At 73.8% G+C, this 20,638-nt stretch carries 17 protein-coding genes; 11 read left to right on the top strand and 6 right to left on the bottom strand.

Translation table 11 applies throughout. The annotated features are described in order from the left end of the window. Positions 1 to 48: 48 nt before the first annotated feature. The 6 genes from ACGF5C_RS02035 (at position 49) to ACGF5C_RS02010 (ending at position 10,342) form a co-directional block, all read left to right on the top strand. Positions 49 to 1,017, top strand: a complete 969-nt coding sequence (locus tag ACGF5C_RS02035; RefSeq protein WP_393295844.1) for a hypothetical protein — start codon at positions 49 to 51, stop codon at positions 1,015 to 1,017. Positions 1,018 to 1,075: 58 nt separating this feature from the next. Further along, complete coding sequence (locus ACGF5C_RS02030) at positions 1,076 to 1,933, top strand: spermidine synthase (RefSeq protein ID WP_393295842.1); 858 nt, start codon at positions 1,076 to 1,078, stop codon at positions 1,931 to 1,933. Between the two features lie 376 nt (positions 1,934 to 2,309). Next, complete coding sequence (locus tag ACGF5C_RS02025) at positions 2,310 to 4,373, top strand: DUF6541 family protein (RefSeq protein WP_393295840.1); 2,064 nt, start codon at positions 2,310 to 2,312, stop codon at positions 4,371 to 4,373. 367 nt (positions 4,374 to 4,740) lie between these two features. Further along, on the top strand, positions 4,741 to 6,525 hold the full coding sequence (locus tag ACGF5C_RS02020) for a stealth family protein (RefSeq protein ID WP_393295838.1): 1,785 nt from the start codon (positions 4,741 to 4,743) through the stop codon (positions 6,523 to 6,525). Beyond that, entirely contained in the window at positions 6,522 to 7,508 is a 987-nt protein-coding gene (locus ACGF5C_RS02015) for a hypothetical protein (RefSeq protein ID WP_393295836.1), read from the top strand. Before ACGF5C_RS02020 ends, ACGF5C_RS02015 begins: the two co-directional genes overlap by 4 nt. After that, positions 7,505 to 10,342: a stealth conserved region 3 domain-containing protein gene (locus ACGF5C_RS02010; protein WP_393295834.1), complete on the top strand. Its 2,838-nt coding sequence runs from the start codon at positions 7,505 to 7,507 to the stop codon at positions 10,340 to 10,342. The genes ACGF5C_RS02015 and ACGF5C_RS02010 overlap by 4 nt, the downstream gene beginning before the upstream one ends. Positions 10,343 to 10,394: 52 nt before the next feature. Here the strand turns inward: ACGF5C_RS02010 and ACGF5C_RS02005 are convergent, their stop codons facing one another. Continuing rightward, a complete protein-coding gene (locus tag ACGF5C_RS02005) occupies positions 10,395 to 12,305 on the bottom strand; it encodes a stealth family protein (RefSeq protein ID WP_393295833.1) in 1,911 nt (636 codons plus the stop codon). Between the two features lie 493 nt (positions 12,306 to 12,798). Here ACGF5C_RS02005 and ACGF5C_RS02000 point away from each other — a divergent pair, with 493 nt between their 5' ends. After that, on the top strand, positions 12,799 to 13,719 hold the full coding sequence (locus ACGF5C_RS02000; RefSeq protein ID WP_393295831.1) for a DNA-3-methyladenine glycosylase family protein: 921 nt from the start codon (positions 12,799 to 12,801) through the stop codon (positions 13,717 to 13,719). Between the two features lie 88 nt (positions 13,720 to 13,807). On the opposite strand, the gene ACGF5C_RS01995 is transcribed toward ACGF5C_RS02000, so the two are convergent. The 3 genes from ACGF5C_RS01995 to ACGF5C_RS01985 all read right to left on the bottom strand — a co-directional run bounded on the left by ACGF5C_RS01995 (position 13,808) and on the right by ACGF5C_RS01985 (position 15,100). Continuing rightward, on the bottom strand, positions 13,808 to 14,311 hold the full coding sequence (locus tag ACGF5C_RS01995; protein ID WP_393295829.1) for a DUF1990 family protein: 504 nt from the start codon (positions 14,309 to 14,311) through the stop codon (positions 13,808 to 13,810). Between the two features lie 49 nt (positions 14,312 to 14,360). Further along, on the bottom strand, positions 14,361 to 14,783 hold the full coding sequence (locus ACGF5C_RS01990) for an SRPBCC family protein (protein WP_393295827.1): 423 nt from the start codon (positions 14,781 to 14,783) through the stop codon (positions 14,361 to 14,363). A gap of 104 nt (positions 14,784 to 14,887) precedes the next feature. Further along, positions 14,888 to 15,100 carry a hypothetical protein gene (locus tag ACGF5C_RS01985; RefSeq protein WP_357453842.1) on the bottom strand — a complete coding sequence of 71 codons (213 nt, stop codon included), beginning with the start codon at positions 15,098 to 15,100 and terminating at the stop codon, positions 14,888 to 14,890. Between the two features lie 136 nt (positions 15,101 to 15,236). On the opposite strand from ACGF5C_RS01985, the gene ACGF5C_RS01980 reads away from it, so the two are divergent. Then, positions 15,237 to 16,349: an ATP-dependent DNA ligase gene (locus ACGF5C_RS01980; RefSeq protein ID WP_393295825.1), complete on the top strand. Its 1,113-nt coding sequence runs from the start codon at positions 15,237 to 15,239 to the stop codon at positions 16,347 to 16,349. A 33-nt stretch (positions 16,350 to 16,382) separates the two neighbouring features. Beyond that, on the top strand, positions 16,383 to 17,966 hold the full coding sequence (locus ACGF5C_RS01975) for an alpha/beta hydrolase (protein WP_393295823.1): 1,584 nt from the start codon (positions 16,383 to 16,385) through the stop codon (positions 17,964 to 17,966). Here ACGF5C_RS01975 and ACGF5C_RS01970 read toward each other — a convergent pair. Continuing rightward, entirely contained in the window at positions 17,893 to 18,405 is a 513-nt protein-coding gene (locus ACGF5C_RS01970) for a potassium channel family protein (protein ID WP_393295821.1), read from the bottom strand. The genes ACGF5C_RS01975 and ACGF5C_RS01970 overlap by 74 nt on opposite strands. A gap of 73 nt (positions 18,406 to 18,478) precedes the next feature. Between ACGF5C_RS01970 and ACGF5C_RS01965 the strand changes: the two genes are divergently transcribed. Together ACGF5C_RS01965 and ACGF5C_RS01960 are read left to right on the top strand one after the other, a co-directional pair. Then, a complete protein-coding gene (locus ACGF5C_RS01965; protein ID WP_393295819.1) occupies positions 18,479 to 18,931 on the top strand; it encodes a GNAT family N-acetyltransferase in 453 nt (150 codons plus the stop codon). A gap of 211 nt (positions 18,932 to 19,142) precedes the next feature. After that, on the top strand, positions 19,143 to 19,685 hold the full coding sequence (locus ACGF5C_RS01960) for a hypothetical protein (protein ID WP_393295817.1): 543 nt from the start codon (positions 19,143 to 19,145) through the stop codon (positions 19,683 to 19,685). 97 nt (positions 19,686 to 19,782) lie between these two features. On the opposite strand, the gene ACGF5C_RS01955 is transcribed toward ACGF5C_RS01960, so the two are convergent. Beyond that, on the bottom strand, positions 19,783 to 20,601 hold the full coding sequence (locus ACGF5C_RS01955; protein WP_393295815.1) for an ABC transporter ATP-binding protein: 819 nt from the start codon (positions 20,599 to 20,601) through the stop codon (positions 19,783 to 19,785). Between the last annotated feature and the right edge of the window lie 37 nt (positions 20,602 to 20,638).

The raw sequence follows: 20,638 nt of genomic DNA, 5'->3' as shown, positions 1-20,638 counted from the left end.
CGGGGGCCGCCGCGGCGTCCCCCGGGCCACGACGGGAGGCTCGCTCCGGTGACCGATCCCCGGTTCTTCGTCGACGCCTGGGACCCGGCGTACGGGGCCTCGTTCGAGGCGTCCGGCGGCGGTCCCGCCGCGCCGAGCAGCGCCCAGGTCGACGCGGACGCCGAGCTGCCCGCGGTGGACTGGCGGGCCATCGGGCCCCGCCCCGGAGTGCGCGCCCCCGACGTGGTGCTGCTGGTCGACGGGGTGCGCCGGATCGACGCGAGCGTGTGGACGGCGGAGGACGACGGCGCCTCCTTCCCCGGCCTGGCCGCCTCGTACGCCGCCGGGGTGGTCCGGTGCGACCTGCAGCGCGGCGCGGCGCGGCTCGCCGGCGCGAAGGTCGGCCGGGGCCTCTTCACCGCCAGCCCGTCGGCGGTGGACGTGGTCGCCGGCAGCGTCCGCTACCCGGTGCACCGGGTCAGCGGCACGGGCGAGCTGAACAAGCTCCCCGCCGCCGTGCAGGGGCCGCTGACCGCGCTGGAGGTGGAGGTCTCCGGGGCGGCCCGCAGCGACGGCGACCTGCTGGTGGTCGACGGCCCGCTGCGCAACCGGCGGCAGCTGCCGCGCACGCTGGGCTACATCAAGACGCAGCACAGCCAATACCTGGACGCCCGGCTCACGGCGGTGGTCACCGGGCTGGCGGCCGGCGAGCGGTCCCCGGTGTTCCGACTCGGCACAGCGTGGGGCGGCTGGTCGTGGTACCTGCGGCTGCCGGTGGCCCTCGGCGCGCCGTGGGCGGGCATCGTCCGGATGGAGTGCTCCGCCGAGCTGGGCGTCGACGAGGCGGTGGCGCTGGCCGACCTGTCGCTGGTGACGCTGCCCCGGTTCGCCTCCACCCCGTACAAGGACCCGCGGGCGCCGCAGAACCTCATCCCGATCGCGGGCCTGGAGCGCCGGCTGCGGGCGCTGCTCGGCGACGCGCGGCTGCTGCACCGGGTGCTCACCGCCGCCGCGCGGGCCGGGGCCACCCGTCCCTGACGCCCGCTTCCGGTCCACCGCCTGCGAGGCGGGTCGGAGCGGCCGGGATACTGGGCCGGTGGGACGGAAGCGGGCCGGGGACCGGGTGGTCGAGCAGGTGGACACCGGCGAGGCCGAGCTGGTGCCGGACGGGGACCGGGCGGGCTCGTGGACGCTGCTGCTAGACGGCGCCCCGCAGTCGCACGTCGACCTCACCGACCCCACTCACCTGGAGTTCGAGTACGTCCGGCGGCTGGCCACCGCGATCGACCTGATCGCCCCGCCGGGCGCCCCGCTGCGGGTTCTCCACCTCGGCGGCGGAGCGCTCACCCTGCCGCGCTACGTTTCGGCCAGCCGACCCCGCTCCGCGCAGCGGGTGGTGGAGGTGGACGGCGCGCTGGTGGACCTGGTCCGCCGGGTGCTGCCCTGGCCGGCCGATCCCCGACTGCGGGTACGGGTGGCCGACGCGCGCGAGGCGCTGGCCGGCAGCCGGGACGCGAGCTACGACGTGGTGGTGGCCGATGTCTTCGCCGGTGCCCGCACCCCGGCACACCTGACCTCGGTCGAGTACGCCGCCGAGGTGGCCCGGGTGCTCCGCCCGGACGGCTGGTACCTGGCCAACCTGGCCGACGGGCCGCCGCTGCGGCACGCCCGCGGGCAGGTCGCCACGGTCCGTTCGCTGCTCCCTCACGCCTGCCTGATCGGTGACGCGGCGGTGCTGCGGGGGCGCCGGTACGGCAACCTGGTGCTGCTGGCGGGGCGGACCGAGCCGCCGGTGCCGGAACTGACCCGGCGGGCCGCCGGCGACTGGTTTCCCGGCCGGGTCGTCGCCGGCGCCGACCTGGACCGGTTCGCCGGCGGCGCGGGTGTCGTCCAGGACGCGGACGCTACCGGCTCCAACCCGCCGCCGCCGGGCCTCTTCTCGACCGGCCGCTGACGACCACCACGCTCCCCGCCGCCGCGCACCAGGCCCGAAGCCGGCCGACCGCAGCCGACGGGCGTTCCGGGCACCGACGCCGGCTGCCCGAAGACGGCCGGTCGCAGCCGGGAGGGCGGAGCCAACGTCTGTACCCAACGCGGGGATGGCCAATTCCGGTGGTACACCCGGCGCGGCCGGGAGGGCGCGGCCGGCCACCGGAACGGCGGGACGTTCCCGCCCACCGGCATCCGCCCGGGGCACCGTGGCGCGGGTTCCTCGCTGGTCCGGTTGGCGGGCCCCGCACCTGGAGCAGCAGGCCCCACCCGTGCGGACCCGTTCCTGTACTGTTCCGGCCGCGCCGCGTCTGTGCGGCCGCCGCGGGGAAGGAACATTCTTGACGACGCTCATCACCCTCGTCGTGGCCGTCGTGCCTGGGGCTCTGCTCGGCTTCGCCCTGCCGCCGGGGCGCTACCGGTGGGCCGCGTGGGCGGCCTCTCCTGCGCTGACCCTCGGCCTGATCGCGCTGGCGATGGCGTGGCTGCCCGCGCTCGGACTGCCCCACAGCGCCACGGCGGTACTCGTCGTGGAACTGCTCGTGGCCGGCGCAGCGATCGTACTGTCCCGGCTGGTGACCCGCGGTCTGGTCAACCGACAGTCGTCGGCCGCGGAGCCTGCGGCCGACGGCGCGGACGGCGACCGGGGCCGCTCGCTCGCGTCGCGGTTCCGGCTGCGGCCCGTCCTGCCGCGCCGCGCCGACCTCATCGGTGTCGCCGTGCCGGCGGTGATCGGCATGGCCTACGGCTGGGCGATGGTGGGGCGACTCGGCGCCACTCCCGGCTGGGACGCGATGAACCACGGGTACCTGACCCGGCGCATCCTCGACACCGGCAGCGTCGAGATCACCTCCGCGTGCAGTTCCGGCTCGACCGACACGGTCACCTCCTGCGAGTTCTACCCCCTCGCGGAGAACATCGCCTGGGCGCAGGCGACCCACCTGTCCGGCGGGCTGATGAGCACGACGATGACCGCGTGGGCGATCGTCGTCGGGCCACTCGCCCTGGCCGCCGGCATCTACGCCTGCGTCCGGGTCCTCCGTGGGGGGCCGGTGATCGCGGCCGCCGCCGCCACCGCCCCGGTCTTTCTGGGTCCGACGTGGACCTCGCTGCTCACCGGCCGGGTGAACGAGCAGACCGCGCCCTGCCTGGCCGGTGGGGTCGCCCTGCTGATCGCGCTCGCCCTGCGCGGCCGGCATCCGGTACGGCTCGGCCTGATGGCCGGTCTCGCGTCCGCCGGCATCGTGATGACGCACTCGTACGACGTGCTCTTCATCGGGGTGCTCGCGTTGGGCCTGCTCCTGCTGATCAGAGAAACGCTGGCCTGGCGCCGCAGCGCGGCGGGGGTGGGCGCGACGGCGCTCGCCGGTCTCGTCCCGATCCTGCCCCTGCTCGGCGTCATCCTGGGCGCCGGCGGGGAGCGGCTCAGCGAACCGCCCAGCCTGCTCGGCCAGTGGGGCAAGGCGGTCGAGTACTGGGTCACCGATCCGCAGCGCTACGTGCTGCTGGGCTACCCCGTGCCGGGCGGCGCCGACTTCCAGCTCAGCGTGCTGCCCGTTCAGATCGGTCTCTGGATCACCATCGCCTGCCTGCTCGCGTCCCCGCTGTCGCTGGTGCTGCCGCAGGTGCGCTGGGCCCGGCCGTGGCTGGTGGCCGGCGTGGTGTTCACGCTGATCGGGATTTGGACCGTCGCGTCGGACTCGGCGCCCGCGCAGTTCCTGGCGAGCCTCTGGTACGGCGTCCGCGAACGGCCGCGCTCGATGATCTTCCCGGTGTACGGGGTGCTCACCGTGGCGGGCGCGGTCGTCATCGGGCTGGGGATCCAGTGGCTGCTGGTGCGGCTCGTCGCCCGCGCCCGGACGCTGCGCGGATCCGTCGTGCCCGCCGCGGCGACGGCCTCGCTCGTGGTGTTGAGTTTGGCGACACTCGCCCTGGTGCCGAACACGTGGCGTCCGCTGCGTCAGGAGATGGTGCAGCGGGCGCCGGTCGGGCAGAGCTACACCCGGGCCTTCGAGTGGCTGGCCGAGCACACCCCGCCGGGCAGGGTGGTCGCGTACGACCGGCACCGGCAGTTCATGACCTGGTCCTACGCCAACTACGGCACGCCCACCCTGTTCGGCATCCCGCCGCTGGAGAAGGCCGCCCGGGACAACTACACGGACCGGTGGCGGGCGCTCAGCTGGCTCGTCAACAACAAGAAGGCGCCGAAGAACCAGGGCTGCACGGTGCGCCGGTTCGGCATCGAGTACGTGGTGGTGGGCGGCCGCGACTACGAGGGCTGGCAGGCGAACTACGAGCAGCGGCGGCTCGATGACAGCGACCGACTGACCCTGGTCCGCCGGGAGGGCCACGTGCGGATCTACCAGGTCACCGAAGCCGGGCGGGCCTGCTCGTCCGTACAGTGACGCTCCGCGCGGAGCCGGCACGGGCGACACGCATCAGTGGCGCCATTTGTCCGATGTAGCCCGAACGGACAGTGACCCCGAGGTGAGGAGAGGGTGTCCGGATATAGAGCACACTGGTACCTTTCGGCTGCGCGACCGGCGTGCCTGAGCCGGCCGTCCATGCGGCGTGTCCGCACAACCGAGGTGACGACGTCGACCGTTCGCCGGTCGACTGCAGGAAACGGGGGCATGGCGTGGAGAGCAGGGTGACCGCTGGCCGTTCGCGGTCGGAACGCGACGGCCTGGCCCGCCCGCGCCGCCGGGACGCGGGTGGCGCGCCGACGCGCCGGAACGGCGGCCGGGGATGATGCTGCGTGCCCACCGTGTGGTGCCCAAGGCATACCGGGACCGGCTCATCCAGCTCGTGCCGCCCCAGCGGCAGCTCTGGCTCGTCCGTCGGCTGACGCGGGTCACCGCGCGCCGATCCCGGAGCGCGCCCGGTGAGCTGCGCCGGGTCCGGGACCTCGACGGCCTCCAGGTCCAGGCGCGGGTCATCGAGGAGGCGACGCCGCTGGCCCTGCGGCAGCGCAACGTCGACCTGGTGACCCGGGCGCTCGACGAGGCCGGGATCGACGGTTTCCACCTCCGGCCCGCCGACGACCTGCGCAGCGCCGTCGCCGTGTCGCGCAAGGACAAGGCGAAGGCGCTCCAGGCGCTCGGCCGGGCCACCTCGGCCGACGGGGTCACCCTGCGTTTCGTCGACGCTGGGCGCCGCGCGGTCGACGCCGACCACCCCGACGCGATCGCGCTGGTCTTCCACGCCGTCACGGACCCCTTCGGGCACACCGTCCTCGGCAGCGCCTTCGCCTGCGAGGTCGAGTTCTGGCGTACGGTGTCGCCGACGGAGAAGCCCGGGACGGAACTCGTGGCGCCGCGCGGGAACCAGGTCGCGGCGGCCCTGCCGGAGAAGGGCGAGACGATCCCGGTGCCGGCGTCCCGGCTCAGCCGCTTCGTCCCGGCCGGGGAGTCCGCCACCTACCGCACCCGGGCCGAGTTCGCCGGCCTCGGATACGAACACGTCACCTTCCCGATCGACGTCGTCTACACCTGGGTGGACGGTGACGACAGCGACTGGCAGGCCCGAAAGAACGCCGCCCTGCGCGAGCACGGGCAGGCCGACATCAACATGGCCGGCACGCACGCCTCCCGCTACGCCAGCCGCGACGAACTGCGATACTCCCTGCGCTCGGTGGTGTCGTTCGCGCCGTGGGTCCGGCAGATCTATCTGGTGACCGACGACCAGATCCCGCCGTGGCTGGACGTCGAGCACCCGATGGTGCGGGTGGTGCGCCACCGCGAGATCTTCGGTGACACCGGCCGGCTGCCGACGTTCAACTCGCACGCCATCGAGTCCCGGCTGCACCTCATCCCGGGCCTCAGCGAACACTTCGTCTACCTCAACGACGACATGTTCTTCGGGCGCCCACTTCTCCCGACCACGTTCTTCCACGCCAACGGCATCGCGAAGTTCTTCCCCTCGTCGGCCCAGTTGGACGTCGGCCCGGCGACCGTCCACGACGCACCGGTGACCGCGGCCGGCAAGAACAACCGTCGGCACATCGAGGAGCGGTTCGGGCGCACCATCACCCAGAAGATGCGGCACGTGCCGTACCCGCTGCGCAGGAGCGTGCTGGAGGACATCGAGCGGCACCTGCCGGCCGAGGTGCTGGACACCGCCGGCCACCAGTTCCGGCACCCCGAGGACCTGTCCATCCCCTCCTCGTTGCAGCACTACTGGTCGTTCCTGTCCGGCCAGGCGGTGCCAGGGTCGATCAAGTACACGTACGCCGACCTGGCCCACCCGTCCACCCCGGTGAAGCTGGCCAACCTGCTAGCCCGGCGGCACTGCGACGTGTTCTGCCTCAACGACACCGACTCGGGCGAGGTCCTCCTCTCCGAGCAGCTCGCCATGCTCACCGACTTCCTGTCGGCGTACTTCCCGTTCCGGGCGCCGTTCGAGCTGCCGGCCAAGGTCGAGGCGGAGCGGGCGAGGATGACGGCGACGGCGCGGGCGGCGGCGTACCTTCCGGAGGCCGCCGCGGTCCCCGGTCCGCAGGCCCTCGCGCCTGGCGCGGTCGGCACGGCGGCCGATGAAGCCGAGCGGGTCCGATGAAACCGGCCAACCGGTTGGCGCAGCCCCGCCTGCTACAGGCGATGCACGGTGCCCGCCGCCGCGCCGGCCTGGTCACCGACCGGCTCGTCGAGCGGGTCACCCGCCTGCGGCAGGACCCGGTCGCCGGGCTGCCGCCGGCCGAGTGCGGCTTCTTCGCCGTGCTCGACGGGCGCACGCTGCACGTGCACGCGGTGCTGCCGGACGGCACCGACCCGGCCGACCGGGCCGAGCTCCTCTTCGTCCGCGAGGGCCACACGCTCCGCTGCCCGGCGACGGTCGGGCGGGAGGACGGTCGGCTGGCCGTGGAGGTGGTGGCCCGTCTCGGTGACTCCGCCGACGAGGTTCCGCTGGGCAAAGGCACCTGGTCGGTGGGGCTCGCGGTGGCCGCCGGCTCCGGAGGTGAGCGCCGCTTCTCCCTGGCGGTCGACGAGACCCCGGACCGGGACGGACCGACGGTGGGCAACCCGCCGCACCCCGTGTCCGGGTGGCTGTACCGACCGGGCCGCAGCGGCAACGGTCTCGCGCAGCTCACGGTCACCGGCGCACGCGCCCGGGCCGAGGTGGTTCAGCTCGCGACCGGCCGCACCGAGGCCCGGGTCCGCGCCCGGTTCGTCGGCGTACGGCCGCAGGACGCTCCGGCGGTGGTCCTCTCGCCCAGGGGCGGTGGCGCCGACGTCGTCGTGCCCGTCGAGGCGGTCGACGATCACTTCGAGTTCGTCGTACCCCTCGGCGAGCTGGTGCCGGACCAGCCGGGCGAGGAGATCATCTGGGAAGCCTGGGTGCGCACCTCCGCCACCCGGATGGTCCGGCTCGGCCGATTCCTGCACGACCTCACCGACCCGCGTACGGTCCTCCGCGTCAGCCGGGCCAGCCTGCCCCTGGACGGCGACCGGTTCGTCGGTTACCGCCCCTACTACACCGCAGCCGGCAACCTGGCGTTCGCCTGCCTCCGCTTCACACGTTTCACGGGGACACCGAGTTGAAGATCACATTCCTCCTGCTGACCGCGGATGCGATGGGCGGCACGGAACGCGCCATCCTCACCCAGGCCGACCACCTCTCGCGGCACCACACGGTCGAGGTGATCAGCGTCTACCGCACCAGCCACGAGAGCTTCTTCCAGGCCGACGAGCGGGTACGCATGCGGTACCTCGTCGACCTGACCGGCCCGGCGCCGCGACCGACCCGGCCGACGAGCGTCGACGACGAGACGTACGCCGCGCTGTACCGCAGCCCGAGCAGCTTGATGCCGGCCCGTTGGGAGAAGCAGGGCAGCCGCCTGGCCGACCTGGAGATCGACCGGGTGCTGCGGTCGCTCGAGACCGACGTCCTCGTCTCCTCCTCGCCGGCGCTGATGGCCATGGCCACCACGCTGGCGCCACCGTCCGTGGTGACGGTGCACCAGGAGCACCGGCCGTCGCAGTTGCGGGGCGGGACCGGCGAGCCGCTGTTCCAGTTCGCGCCCCGACTGGACGCGCTGGTGGTGCTCACCTACCGCACCCGGGACTGGTTCGTCGACACCTTCGCCTCGTCCTGCCCACGGATCGAGGTCATCCCGAACAGCATCCCCGACGGGTTCCGCCCCCGGTCCACCCTCCGGAACCCCGTCGTGAGCGTGGCGGGTCGCATGGTGCCGGAGAAGCGCATCGACCACGCCATCCGCGCCTTCCGCACGGTCGCCGACACGTACCCGGACTGGACGCTGCGGATCTTCGGCGACGGTCCGCTGCTTCCGGAGATGCGCGGCCTCGCCGCCGACCTCGGTCTGTCGGACAACGTCCAGGTGCTCGGCCCGACCAGCCGGATGGTGGAGGAGTGGTCGAAGACCAGCATCGCGCTGCTCTCCTCGCGCGACGGGGAGGCGCTCCCGCTGGTGCTGCTCGAGGCGTTCGCGGCCGGCGTGCCCGCGGTGGCGTACGACATCCAGACCGGTCCGGCCGAGATCATCACCCACGGTGAGAACGGTTTCCTGGTCAGCTCGGGCGACATCGACAGCCTGGCCGACGCGATGACGAGGCTCATCGCGGACGAGCGTCTGCGGCAGGACTTCGGGGCCAGCGCCCTCCGCGCCGCCGGCGACTACCGCATCGAGCCGATCATGCAGCGTTGGGAGCAGCTCTACGAGGAGCTGATCGCGACGCGCGCCGACGGCGAGCAGGCACGGGCCGACCGGCTCGCGGCGTGGATCGGACGCACCGGCGGATCCGGCTTCGCTCCCGCCGCACCGCGTCCCGGCCAGGTGACGAGCGGGCCGGACGTGGCGACCGTCGAGGGGCGGATCCAGGAGACCGTCGCGGGGCTGGTCCGCGCCGGCGGTCGCCTGAGCGTCGTCCGGGACGACATGACGCCCGCCGATGCCGCCTACGCCAACTTCGCGGCGGTGACCGATCTCCTCCGGGGGCGGGGCATCCCCTACTGGGTGGCGCGCGACCACGGCGTCCGGCACCGGGTGGTGGTGGCCCTGGCGGATCGCGACGCGGTGCTGGCCGCTCTGGCGGAGGAGTTCTCCACCGCGCCCTTCTACGTCGAGACCCTCACCACTGGCGCCAAGGTCACGGCCGTGAGCCTCGCCGCGTGCCTGACCGCCGAGAGCCGCGCCGCCGAGGCCGTCGGCCTGCGGCTGTTCCAGCCGGTGGTGTCGTCGTCGCGGACCCTGCGGTACGGACCCGCGCTCGGCTGTGACCTGGAGTTCTGGACCCCGTCACAGGACGGCTCGACGCTGGTCGCCACCCGCGCCACGCTGCTCGGCTCCAGCGTCCCGGTGGCGGCCATGACACCGGCCACGCTGACCGTCCGGGGGCGGGAGCACCCCACCATCGAGCCCTTCACCCATCGGCTGACGTCCGATGTGGATTTCCCGATCGACGTGGTCTACACGTGGGTGGACGGGGGCGACCCGCGGTGGCGCGCGGCCAAGGACCGGGTCCTCGCGGAGCTGGGCCGGGAGCCGCTCGCGGCCGCGGACGGATCGGCCCGTTTCCGGGATCGCGACGAACTGCGCTACTCGCTGCGCTCCATCGACATGTACGCGCCGTGGGTGCGCGACATCTACGTGGTGACGGCGGGGCAGACCCCGGCCTGGCTCGACACCGACCACCCCCGGATCACCGTCGTGGACCACCGCGAGCTGTTCGACGGACGTGGCACCCTGCCGACGTTCAACTCGCACGCCATCGAGTCGCAACTGCACCACATCGACGGCCTCGCCGAGCACTTCCTCTACTTCAACGACGACTTCTTCCTGGGCCGTCCGGTCCCTCCGACGCTGTTCTTCCACCCGACCGGGATGGCGAAGTTCTTCCTTTCACCGACGCCGATTCCGATGCTCGACGTCCAGGAGGAGGACGACTTCAACTTCAGCGCGGCGAAGAACAACCGTCGGCTGATCCGGAACGCCTACGGTCGTACGCTGACCCACGGCCTGCTGCACGCGCCCTATCCGATGAGCCGCAGCGTCGCGTACGACCTGGACCGGCAGTTCGCCGACGACGTCAAGCTCACCGCCGCGTCCCAGCTACGGGCCCACTCCGACGTCTCCGTCGCGTCCTCGCTGCACCACTACTTCGGCTACCTCACCGGGCGCTCCGTGCCCGGCAGCATCCGGATGAGCTACGTGAACACCGGCGAGCCGCAGGAGCACCCGCAGCTGACCCAGATCCTGACGACCCGGGGCTACGACACGTTCTGCCTCAACGACACCCACCACGGCAAGCTCGACGCCGAGGAGCAGGGCCGGGTCGTCATGACCTTCCTGGAGAGCTACTTCCCGGTGGCCAGCCAGTTCGAGCGGGGCAGCGCCCGCAACCAGGCCCGCTGAGTCCGCGGGGGGGTGCCGCAGAGACCGCTTCGCGGCACCCCCCGCGCCGCTCCTAGCATGGCGGAAGGTCCGGATTCGGGCTGCGCTCCGCCTCGTGCTCGGCGGCGCGGGCGGCCGCGATGCGGATCGAGGGCAGGGTCGGCGCGTCCAGCCGGGGGCTGACCCGCGGCTTGCGCACCGCCGCCGCGTCCGTCTGCGGGCCGACCCGGAGCGAGGGAGTGGTCGGCGCGTCCAGCTGCGTGCCGCGCCGATCGGCGCCGCGGGCCTGCCGCCACAGGGCGGTGGCCCCCACGTTCCGCCGTTCAGCGACCACCTCGTCGGGCAGCTCGAACGGCGCCGGGAAGGGCAGGTAGCGCGGCAGGAAATCGGCCAGCATGCTCTCCTGCTCCTGGAACGTCTCCGGGTCGGAGTCGGTGTCGTTGAGGCAGAAGACGTCACGGTGCCGACGGGCGAGCAGCTCCGCGAGGCGGGCGGGTGTCGAGGGGTGGCCGAGGTCGGCGTACTCGTACTCGATGTCGCCCGGGACCGCCTGTGCGGTCATGTACGCCCAGTACTGGTGCAGCGACGACGGGATCGACAGGTCCCCGTGGTGGCGGAACTGGTGCCGTGCCGTGGCGGTCACGTCAGCCTGCAACACCGCCTCGATCTGCTGCATGATGCTGCGCCGCAGCGCGAACGGGGTGTGCTTCATCTTCTGGGTGATGGTGACACCGAAATGCCGCTGGATGTGCCTGCGGTTGTTCTTGCCGGCGGCGTTCACCGGCGGGTCGCTGGGCTTCGCCTCGCCCAGCCCGAACTGCGCGGGCGAGAGGAAGAACTTCGCGATCCCGTTGGCGTGGAAGAACTGGGTCGGCAGCAGCGGCCGCCCCAGGAACACGTCGTCGTTGAGGTAGAGGAAGTGCTCCGCCAACCCCTCGATCCGGTGCAGCCGCGACTCGATGGCGTGGGAGTTGAAGGACGAACGCCCACCGAGGTCCGCGAACAGCTCGGCGTGCGGGACGACGGTGACCCTCGGGTGGGTGGGATCGAGCCAGCTCGGCAGCTGGTTGTCGGTGACCAGGAAGATCCGGCGCAGCCAGGGCGCGAAGCTGTACAGCGCGCGCATCGAGTACCGCAGTTCGTCGCGGTTGTGGTAACGGGACGTGTTGGCCGCGATCGCGTGCAGCTGACCGCCCGAGGTGGCCAGCGCGGCCATCTTCCGCTCCAGCCACTCCGGATCCGAACCGTCCACCCACGTGTAGACCGCGTCGATCGGGAAGCCCACCCGGTCCGGGGCGCGCACGGTGAGGTCTCGGCGGGTGCGGTAGGTGTGGTCGTCCGCCTCGGGAACGAAATGGCTGAGCAGCGCCGCGGCGACCCGGACCGGCTCGGCCCGCACCGGCGCCTCGTCGATGACCGCGTTGTGCCGGGGCGCGCGGACGACGTCGCCCACCGGGGTCCAGAATTCGATCTCGCAGGCGAACTGTGCGCCCAGGACCACGCCCGCCCGACGGTCGGTCACCGGGAACCAGACCTGGATCACCTCGGCCGGGGCCAGGTCCGGCTGGTTCCGGCCGGGTTGCACCTCGATGCTGCGCACGTGGGCGCCCGACAACGACGGCGAGGACCAGACCAGGCGACGCACCGCGTCCCGCTGGTCCAGCAGGATCGCGACCGAGCTGCGCAGGTAGTCGTCGTTGCGCACGCAGTGGTAGTCGAACCCGGCCGACTCGAGGGCGGACGTGACGGCCGTCAGGTTGCGGTGCCACATCTCCAACGGCGTGGCGGCCTCGACCACCTCTGCCTCCGTGCGGACGCCGTCGTCGTCGACCGTCAGCCGCGAGCCGAGCGGGTGCACGGTGTCATTGCCGCGCGGCCGGGTGAAGGTGCGCACCAGGCCGAGCCGCCGATGCGCGGGGAGCAGGTGAAGCAGCCGGCGCCGGGCGGCGGGCGGAAGGAGGCGGTAGACCCGCAGGGCGATCATGCTTCGGACCGTTCCGGTCGGACGGTCACCTCATCGGCAACCATGGTCAGTGCTGGTCGCGGCGAGGCGAAACGCCCGACACGACCTGCTCACGCCGAACAGCCGCAGATGCAGTCATCGATGGCGCCTTTCTCGAACCCCCGTTGTGCTGCCGCACGGGTCGACCGAGGACCGGCGTGGGCGGTCTGCCGCTCCGCTGCCCTCACGTTCCCGTGCCGGCGGCCGCTTCCCCTGAGAAGACTTCGGCCAGCGCAAATGGGACCTTAGCAACGCGTAAACGCGGGGGAAAGAAAAGGACCATGGGGTATGGCCGGGGACCGGGGTGGTGACACGCGACATATACCCATTTTCAGCACTTGCCCGAAGAATCCCAGCCGTTTGGGTGGCGGGCCCAACCAGGATGGACAGTGGGAAAATGGCCGGCCACCTCTCCCGCAGGCCCGAAAGGGTATCGGGCGCGGGGATCGCCCCACCGAGGTGGCAGAGTGGGGTGGTGACCGAGACCGAACCCGGCGCGCGCCGGGTGCTGCGCCCACCGGCCGGCTACCGGCTCGCGGGGTCGGTCCGGGCGCTGACCTTCAGCCCGTACGACCCGTGCGCGCGGCTCGCGGCGGGCACGTTCTGGTGGGCCACGCGCACCCCCGCCGGCCCTGCTACCCTGGCCCTCCGCCCCACCGCCGGCGACCTGCTCGCCGAGGGCTACGGCCCGGGCGCCGGCTGGGTGATGGAGCGGGCGGACGCGGTCGCGGGGCTGCGCGACGACCTCGGCGGGTTCGCGGAACTCGCCGCCGGCCACCCCGTCGTGGCGCGGCTGGCGGCCCAGCACCGGGGGCTGCGGATGCCGGCCACCGGTCAGGTCTTCCCTCGGCTGCTCCGGGCGGTCTTCGAGCAGAAGGTGACCGGCAAGGAGGCGTACCGGGCGTACGCCGCGACGGTGCGGCACTTCCGCGAGGCGGCGCCCGGGCCGATGCAGCCGCTGCTGCTGCCGCCGGAGCCGGCGGCGGTGGCCGCCACCCCGTACTGGGTGTTCCACCCGTTCGGGGTGGAGCAGCGCCGGGCCGACACGCTGCGCCGCGCCGCCGCCGTCGCGGACCGGTTGGAGCGCTGCGCGGACTCCGCCGAGGCGACCCGCCGGCTCACCGCCATCGCCGGCATCGGGCCGTGGACCGCCGCCGAGGTGGTGCGGATCGCGTACGGGGACCCGGACGCGGTCAGCATCGGCGACTTCCACGTGCCGAACACCGTGGCCTGGGCGCTCGCGGGCGAGCCACGCGGCGACGACGCCCGGATGCTGGCGCTGCTGGAGCCGTTCCGGGGGCACCGGGGCCGGGTCTGCGTGCTGTTGGAGGCCGGGGGCGTCCAGGCCCCGAAGTACGGCCCCCGGATGCCGATCCGCTCCTTCGCCCGGTACTGACCGGCCGCCGCCGCGCGCGGCGCTGTTCTGGCCGGCGGATGCCGTCCGTCGGTCGCGGCGCCCGCGACGGGGCGGACGGGGTGCGCGGTCAGGATCGGGCGCAGAGGCGGCGCAGGGTGCGGCCGAGCCACCAGGCGTACGCGTGCTGGAAGGCCCGGCCGGCCGGCCCGGCCACACGCATGACCCAGCGGTCCGGGCGGCTGAACGCGACCACCTCGAACCAGACGCGGCCGGCGGCGTCGCGGCTGACCACGAACGCCTCCTCGCCGCTGGCCGGGTGCCCGGGCAGCGTGCCGTACCCGAAGCCGGCCCGCCGGTCGTCGTCGACGGCCCAGACCACCTCGCAGGGCGCGGCCAGCCGCAGCGGGCCGACGCCCAGCCGGGAGACCACCCGCACCCCGGGCGCGGCGCGGTCGGCCGCCGCGTCCATCCGGATGCCGGCCGCCCGGTGCAGGCGCCAGCCGAGCACCGCCGCGCCGGCGGCGGCGAAGCAGGAGTCGGGCAGCCGCACCCGCTGCCGCACGTGCCGCCAGCCGGGCGGCAGGCTCCCGGTGCGGGTGGCGCCGACGTGCGGATAGGTCAGTGCCGGCACGGCGCGCACCCCCAGGGCTCGACGGGACACCGCCAGCGTAGGCCGTGGGTCAGTCCCGCTCGCAGTGACGCCTGAGCCCATCGGCCTCCATCCGCAGGTAGCGGCGCGTCAGGCCGCCGTAGAGCCAGCCGACGGGACCGGCCAGCGGCCCGGACTGCGCGAGCACCAGCTCGACCCGGCTGTGCCCGTCGGCCAGCGGCAGCACCCGGTGTTCGGCCAGGGTGCGCACGCCGGGGCTGCGCGACACCCAGGCGAAGGAGACCCCCTCGGTCAGCTCGGTGACCCGCCAGACGGCCGGCCGCAGCTTCGGCTGCTCCAGCCTGACGGTGGCGCCCACCGCGAGCGGCCCCGGCTCCCCCCGCCGGGCCCGGCGCACCGAGGGCGTCCACTCCGGCCACCGCTCGACGTCGACCAGCACCGCCCAGACCCGTCCGGGATCGGCGGCCACCTCCGTACCGGCCTCGAACCGCATCGCGCCCCCTCGCGGGCGGCGCCCCGCGCGCCGCGCCCACCGGTGACGAGGCTGCCCGGCGGATCGTGACCGCGGCATCCGCCGACCGGTTGGTCGCCGCCGGGTCAGGCGGCCTCGCGCAGGTCGGCCAGACCCAGGGGGGTACGCCGGCGCAGCAACTCCTCCAACTCCGCCACCGAGCCGACCTCGCCGAGCACGTCCTTGCCCCCGCCGAACCGGGCCGGGTAGCGGCGCACGAGCCGGTACCGGTGGCGGCCCCGGATCAGCTCGACGCTCACCCGCCACCGACCACAGCACCCGCAGACCCACTCCGACACCCCGCGAAAGTAGCTCTGACCTGCGGTTATCCGATTCGCCCGGGCGGGGACGAGGGGCGCGCGGGGAGACACGCCGCCCGCCGACCGGCCGTGATCTGCCTCACGACTGTCGGTGCCGTCTGGTTGACTTGTCGCCGTGAAGCTGCCGATCAGTCCACCGGTCGAGCCGATGCTGGCCAAGAGCGTCCCGCGGATCCCCACCGCGTCCGGGATGACGTACGAGCCGAAGTGGGACGGCTTCCGGTGCATCGTGTTCCGCGACGGCGACGAGGTGGAGCTGTCCAGCCGGGGCGGCAAGTCGATGACCCGCTACTTCCCGGAGGTGGTCGAGCAGGCCCGCCGGCAGCTGCCCGAGCGGTGCGCGGTCGACGGCGAGCTGATCGTGATCCGGCGGGACGGCCCGGGCGGGCAGCCCCGGCTCGACTTCGAGCTGCTGGCCCAGCGCGTCCACCCGGCCGCCTCCCGGGTGCGGCTGCTGGCCGAGACGACGCCGGCCGACTTCGTCGCCTTCGACCTGCTCCTCCTCGACGACGAGACGCTGCTCGACCAGCCCTATCCGCAGCGGCGGGCCCGGCTGGAGGCGGCCCTGGCCGGGGTGCGCCCGCCGGTGCACGTCACCCAGGTCACCACCGACGTCGACACCGCCCACCGCTGGTTCGACGTCTTCGAGGGCGCCGGCCTGGACGGCCTGATCGCCAAGCCGGCCGACCTGCCCTACGAGCCGGGCAAGCGGCTCATGTTCAAGGTCAAGCACGCCCGCACCGCCGACGTGGTGGTGGCCGGGTTCCGGTGGCACAAGTCGGGGCCGGTGGTCGGCTCGCTCCTGCTCGGGCTCTACGACGAGGCGGGCGTGCTGCACCACGTCGGGGTGAGCGCCTCGTTCACCATGGCCCGCCGCGCCGAGCTGCTGGAGGAGCTGGAGCCCTACCGGGACGCCGGCGCCGACCACCCGTGGGTGCACGGCGACCACGAGCGTGGCCAGCGCCTGCCCGGCGGGGTCAGCCGCTGGACCGGCACCCGCAACCTCGAGTGGGAGCCGCTCCGCCCCGAGCTGGTGGTCGAGGTCGGCTACGACGCGATGGAGGGCGACCGGTTCCGGCACACCGCCCGGTTCGTCCGGTGGCGGCCCGACCGCGAGCCCGGCTCCTGCCGCTACGACCAGCTCGACCGGCCGGTCCGGTTCGATGTGGACCAGGTGCTCCGCGGCGACCCGACGGTGACCGTGGGCTCCGCCGCGGGCCCGGCGTAGCCTGGCCGTCGAATCGATCACGGAGGCCCGCTCGTGACCCGCACTTCCGCCCGGATCCGCCGGTTCCGGCTCACCCTGGCCGGCCTGGCCGCCGCCGCGCTGCTCGCCGCCGGCTGCACCCTCCCGGCGTTCGCCCCCCGGACGGACGTCGAGGGCGAGGCCGCCGCGCCGGGTGCCACGCCGACCTGGCGGCCCTGCCCAGAGGTGGCCGAGGAGCTGGTCGGGCGGAGCGCGCCGAACATGCGCTACGAGTGCGCGCGGGTCAAGGTGCCGCGTAACTGGGGCATGGGCGGCGCGGCCGGCACCGGCCCGGGCGCCAGGCAGACCTTCGAGATCGCGCTGCTGCGCGCCCGGTCGACGAAGCAGCGCGAGCGGATCGGCTCGCTGGTCGTCAACCCGGGCGGGCCGGGCGGCTCCGGGGTGGACACGGCGGTCTACCTCTCCTACGGGCCGGCGTTCGGCGGCCTGCCCGCCTCGATCACCGACCGGTTCGACATCGTGGGCTTCGACCCTCGCGGGGTGTCCCGCTCCAGCCCGGTGGAGTGCATTCCGGATGCCGACCTGGACGCGAGCTTCGGCTACGACCCCGACCCGCGCAGCCAGGAGTCCTTCGACGGGTTCGTGGCGCTCAACCAGCGGATCGGGCGCGGCTGCGGCGACCGCTACGGCGACCAGTTGCCGCTCTACGGCACCGAGCAGGCCGCCCGCGACATGGACGTGGTCCGCGCGGCCGTCGGCGACGACAAGTTGACCTACCTCGGCTACTCCTACGGCACCCTGCTCGGCGCCACCTACGCGCAGCTCTACCCACAGCACGTCCGGGCGATGGTGCTCGACGGCGCGATCGACCCGAAGCAGGGTCTGGTCGCCGGATCGGAGAGCCAGGCCAAGGGCTTCGAGCGGGCCTTCGACAACTTCACCCGGTGGTGCGCCGCCAACGCCGGCCGCTGCCCGATCGCCCCGGACGCCCGCGCCGCGGTCACCTCGGCGATCGACAAGGCGCGGGTGTCCCCGGTGCGCGGCGACGACGGCCGGGAGGCCACCCCCGGCTGGGTCTTCTACGCGATCATCTCCTCGCTCTACACCGAGCAGGGGTGGCAGGAGCTGGCCCGCGCCATCGACGAGCTGGCGGGCGGCGACCCGACGGACGTGTTCCGCCTCGCCGACGCGTACGCCGACCGGGACTCCGACGGGCACTACTCGAACCTGTTCGACGCCAACCTGGCCGTCAACTGCGCCGACGAGGAGGAGAAGCCGACCCGGGAGCGGATCCGCCAGTTCCAGTCGCAGTGGCGGGCGAAGTACCCGCTGTTCGGCCCGTCGCTGGCCGTCGGCATGCTCTCCTGCACCGAGTGGCCGGGCGGCCGCGACCCGTACCCGACGGGCCGGGCCGACGGGGCGCCGCCGATCCTGGTGGTGGGCACCACCGGCGACCCGGCGACGCCCTACGAGCAGACCGGCAAGCTGGCCGAGATGCTCGGCGTCGGCCGGGTGCTCACCTGGGAGGGGGAGGGGCACACCGCCTACCCGCAGACCTCCTGCATCACGGAGGCGGTCGACGCCTACCTGATCGACCTGACCGTGCCCAGAGAGGGGCTGCGCTGCCCGGCCCGCTGACCGGCCGCTCCGGCGGCAGGTCGGGCAGCTCGATGCCCTGCCGCGCGGCGATCTCCTCCAGCAGCGCCCGCATGCGCCGGACGTCGGCCTTGAGTTCCTCCTGCTCGTCGTGCTCGAAGGCGTCGTCGTCGACGATCAGCTGGCTGGCGAAGTGCGCGGTGATCAACGGGATGACCAGCAGCACCATGGTCGAGATGAGCAGCGCGGCGAGGGCCCGGCCCTGCCAGCTGACCGGTGAGATGTCGCCGTACCCGACGGTGGACGCGGTCACCACCGCCCACCAGACCGCGTCCGCCGCCGTTCGGTTCTCCACCTGGCCGTATATGACGCCGGCCACCACGATCATCAGCAGGTAGGAGATGATCAACGTCCGGGGCGAGTTGGCGAACCAGACCAGTGCCCGGTAGATCCACCGGAACGGCAGCAGCAGGACGTCCATGAGCCATCATGCTGCCCGGTGCCGGCAAGCGCCGCCGCCGCATCGCCCCACATCGTTGTGTCACGCTGGCGGCATGAGCGACGTGATCTTCCGGGAGGCGGTCCGGGCCGACCTGCCCGCCGTGCTGGCCCTGCTCGCCGACGACGTGCTCGGGAAGTCCCGGGACTTCACGGAGGTCGACGACGCGTACGAGAGGGCGTTCGCCGACATCGCCGCCGATCCGCGCAACCAGCTGATCGTGGCCGACGCGGACGGTGAGGTGGTCGGCTGCATGCAGCTCACCTACATTCCCGGGCTCGGCCGGCACGGCGCGGAGCGGCAGCTCGTCGAGGCCGTCCGCGTCCGCTCGGACCGGCGCGGGCGGGGCCTCGGCCGGCAGATGATGACCTGGGCCGTCGACCAGGCGAAGCAGCGCGGCTGCGCCCTGGTGCAGCTCACCACCGACAAGACCCGCCACGACGCCCACCGCTTCTACCTCGGCCTCGGCTTCGTGGCCAGCCACGAGGGCATGAAGCTTCCGCTCTGACCTCGGGCCCGGCCCGCCGGCCTCCGCCTTACGCGATCCGCACGGTGACCCGGGACCGGGGGACGCTCCCCCGCCTTCCGCGATCCGCACGGTGGCCCGGGACTGCGGGACGCTCCCCCGCGTCGGGGAGTCGGTTCACCCACTGGCGGGGTGGCGGGCCGTCCTCGGCCGGCGAGGCTGGAGCGGCAGCCGCCGAGGAACGGAGTCCGTCATGAGCACCGCAACCGCCATCGCCCCCGCCTCGTCGGGTCACGCCCGGGACGGACGACCGGCACCGCGGTGGGCGGTGCGGACCGCCCACCTGATTCCCCTGGTCACCCTCCCGTCGGGGCTGTGGCGCGTCGCACTGGTGGCCGGCGTCCCGATCGGCGCGTTCGCGAACGGCGAGCCAGTCCGGGTCGGCGGTTGGGAGGCCGTCTACATCCTGTCGCTGAGCGTGGTCCAGGAGGCGCTGGCGCTGCTCTCGATCGGACTCGTCCGGCCGTGGGGCGAGATCTTCCCTCGCTGGCTGCCGCTGGTCGGCGGCCGGCGGGTGCCGCCGCCGTTCGCCGTCACCGCGGCCACCGCAGGCGGCGTCGCGCTCATCCTGATCTGGGGGTACGCCGCGACCGGCGGGCTCCCGCGCGGCGGCGAGTTCGGCTTCTCCCCCGGCGGGATGGCGCTGCTGGTGGCCTGCTACGCCCCGCTGCTGCTCTGGGGTCCGCTGCTGCTCGCGCTCACCGCGGCCTACCACCGGCGTCGCTGCCGGGACTGAGTGCGCAACGCGCTCGACGCCCGGGCCGGGCGCCGCGTTCGCCCTGGTCGCCGGCACCCGGGGGTCCGCACCGCACGTCGGTGCGGACCCGCCCCGGTCAGCCGTCGACCAGACGGCCGTCGCGGAGGGTGAGGACGCGGTCGGCGAGGTCGATCAGGGCCGGATCGTGGGTGGCGACCAGCGCGGTCATGCCCCGCGCGTGCACGACCGCCCGGATCAGGTCCATGATCGAGCGGCCGGTCTCCGAGTCGAGCTGGCCGGTGGGCTCGTCGGCGATCAGCAGGTCGGGCTCGTTGGCCAGGGCCCGGGCCACCGCCACCCGCTGCTGCTGCCCGCCCGACAGCTCGTACGGCCGCTGCGCGGCGTGCCCGCCCAGGCCGACCAGCTCCAGCAGCACCGCCACCCGCTCCTCCCGCTCGGCCGCCGGCACCCGCGCCAGCCGCAGCGGCACGCCGACGTTCTCGGCGGCGGAGAGGATCGGCACCAGCCCGAAGGTCTGGAACACGAAACCGACGATGCCCCGGCGCAGCTCCAGCAGCTCCCGCTCGCCGGCCCCGGTCACGTCGTGCCCCGCCACCACCACCTGGCCCGAGTCGGGCCGGTCCAGCCCGCCGACCAGGTTCAGCAGGGTGGTCTTGCCCGCCCCGGAGCGGCCCCGTACGGCGACCAGCTCGCCCCGCCCGGCGGAGAAGGACACCTCCCGCACGGCGTGCACCGCGTGCTCACCGCGGCCGAAGGTGCGGCTGACCTCCGCCACCCGGACCACCTCGTCGGTGACCGCGACGCCCGCCACGCTCCCGCCGGGCCGCCCGTCCGCGACGTGTCCGGGCCGCCCGTCCGTCACCGTCCCGCCGGAGCGCCCGTCGACCGTCGCCCCGTCGTACCGGCCGTCCGCCATCACGTCCCGCTCGCTCATGATCCCGCCCCGCTGCGCTCGGCGCGGCCGACCGGCT

Origin of the sequence: Micromonospora sp. NPDC047620 (genome assembly GCF_043205005.1) — a bacterium.
Classification (GTDB): domain Bacteria; phylum Actinomycetota; class Actinomycetes; order Mycobacteriales; family Micromonosporaceae; genus Micromonospora.
The sequence above is the reverse complement of the archived record's forward strand: the minus strand, read 5'-3'. Positions and strand labels throughout refer to the sequence as shown.

Excerpts from the sequence above, each read along its gene's own strand:
- ACGF5C_RS01960 (WP_393295817.1), top strand. The coding sequence starts at position 19,143 with ATGAGCACCGCAACCGCCATCGCCCCCGCCTCGTCGGGTCACGCCCGG.
- ACGF5C_RS01970 (WP_393295821.1), bottom strand. The coding sequence starts at position 18,405 with ATGGACGTCCTGCTGCTGCCGTTCCGGTGGATCTACCGGGCACTGGTC.
- ACGF5C_RS01990 (WP_393295827.1), bottom strand. The coding sequence starts at position 14,783 with ATGCGGTTCGAGGCCGGTACGGAGGTGGCCGCCGATCCCGGACGGGTC.
- ACGF5C_RS01955 (WP_393295815.1), bottom strand. The coding sequence starts at position 20,601 with ATGAGCGAGCGGGACGTGATGGCGGACGGCCGGTACGACGGGGCGACG.
- ACGF5C_RS01965 (WP_393295819.1), top strand. The coding sequence starts at position 18,479 with ATGAGCGACGTGATCTTCCGGGAGGCGGTCCGGGCCGACCTGCCCGCC.
- ACGF5C_RS02005 (WP_393295833.1), bottom strand. The coding sequence starts at position 12,305 with ATGATCGCCCTGCGGGTCTACCGCCTCCTTCCGCCCGCCGCCCGGCGC.
- ACGF5C_RS02015 (WP_393295836.1), top strand. The coding sequence starts at position 6,522 with ATGAAACCGGCCAACCGGTTGGCGCAGCCCCGCCTGCTACAGGCGATG.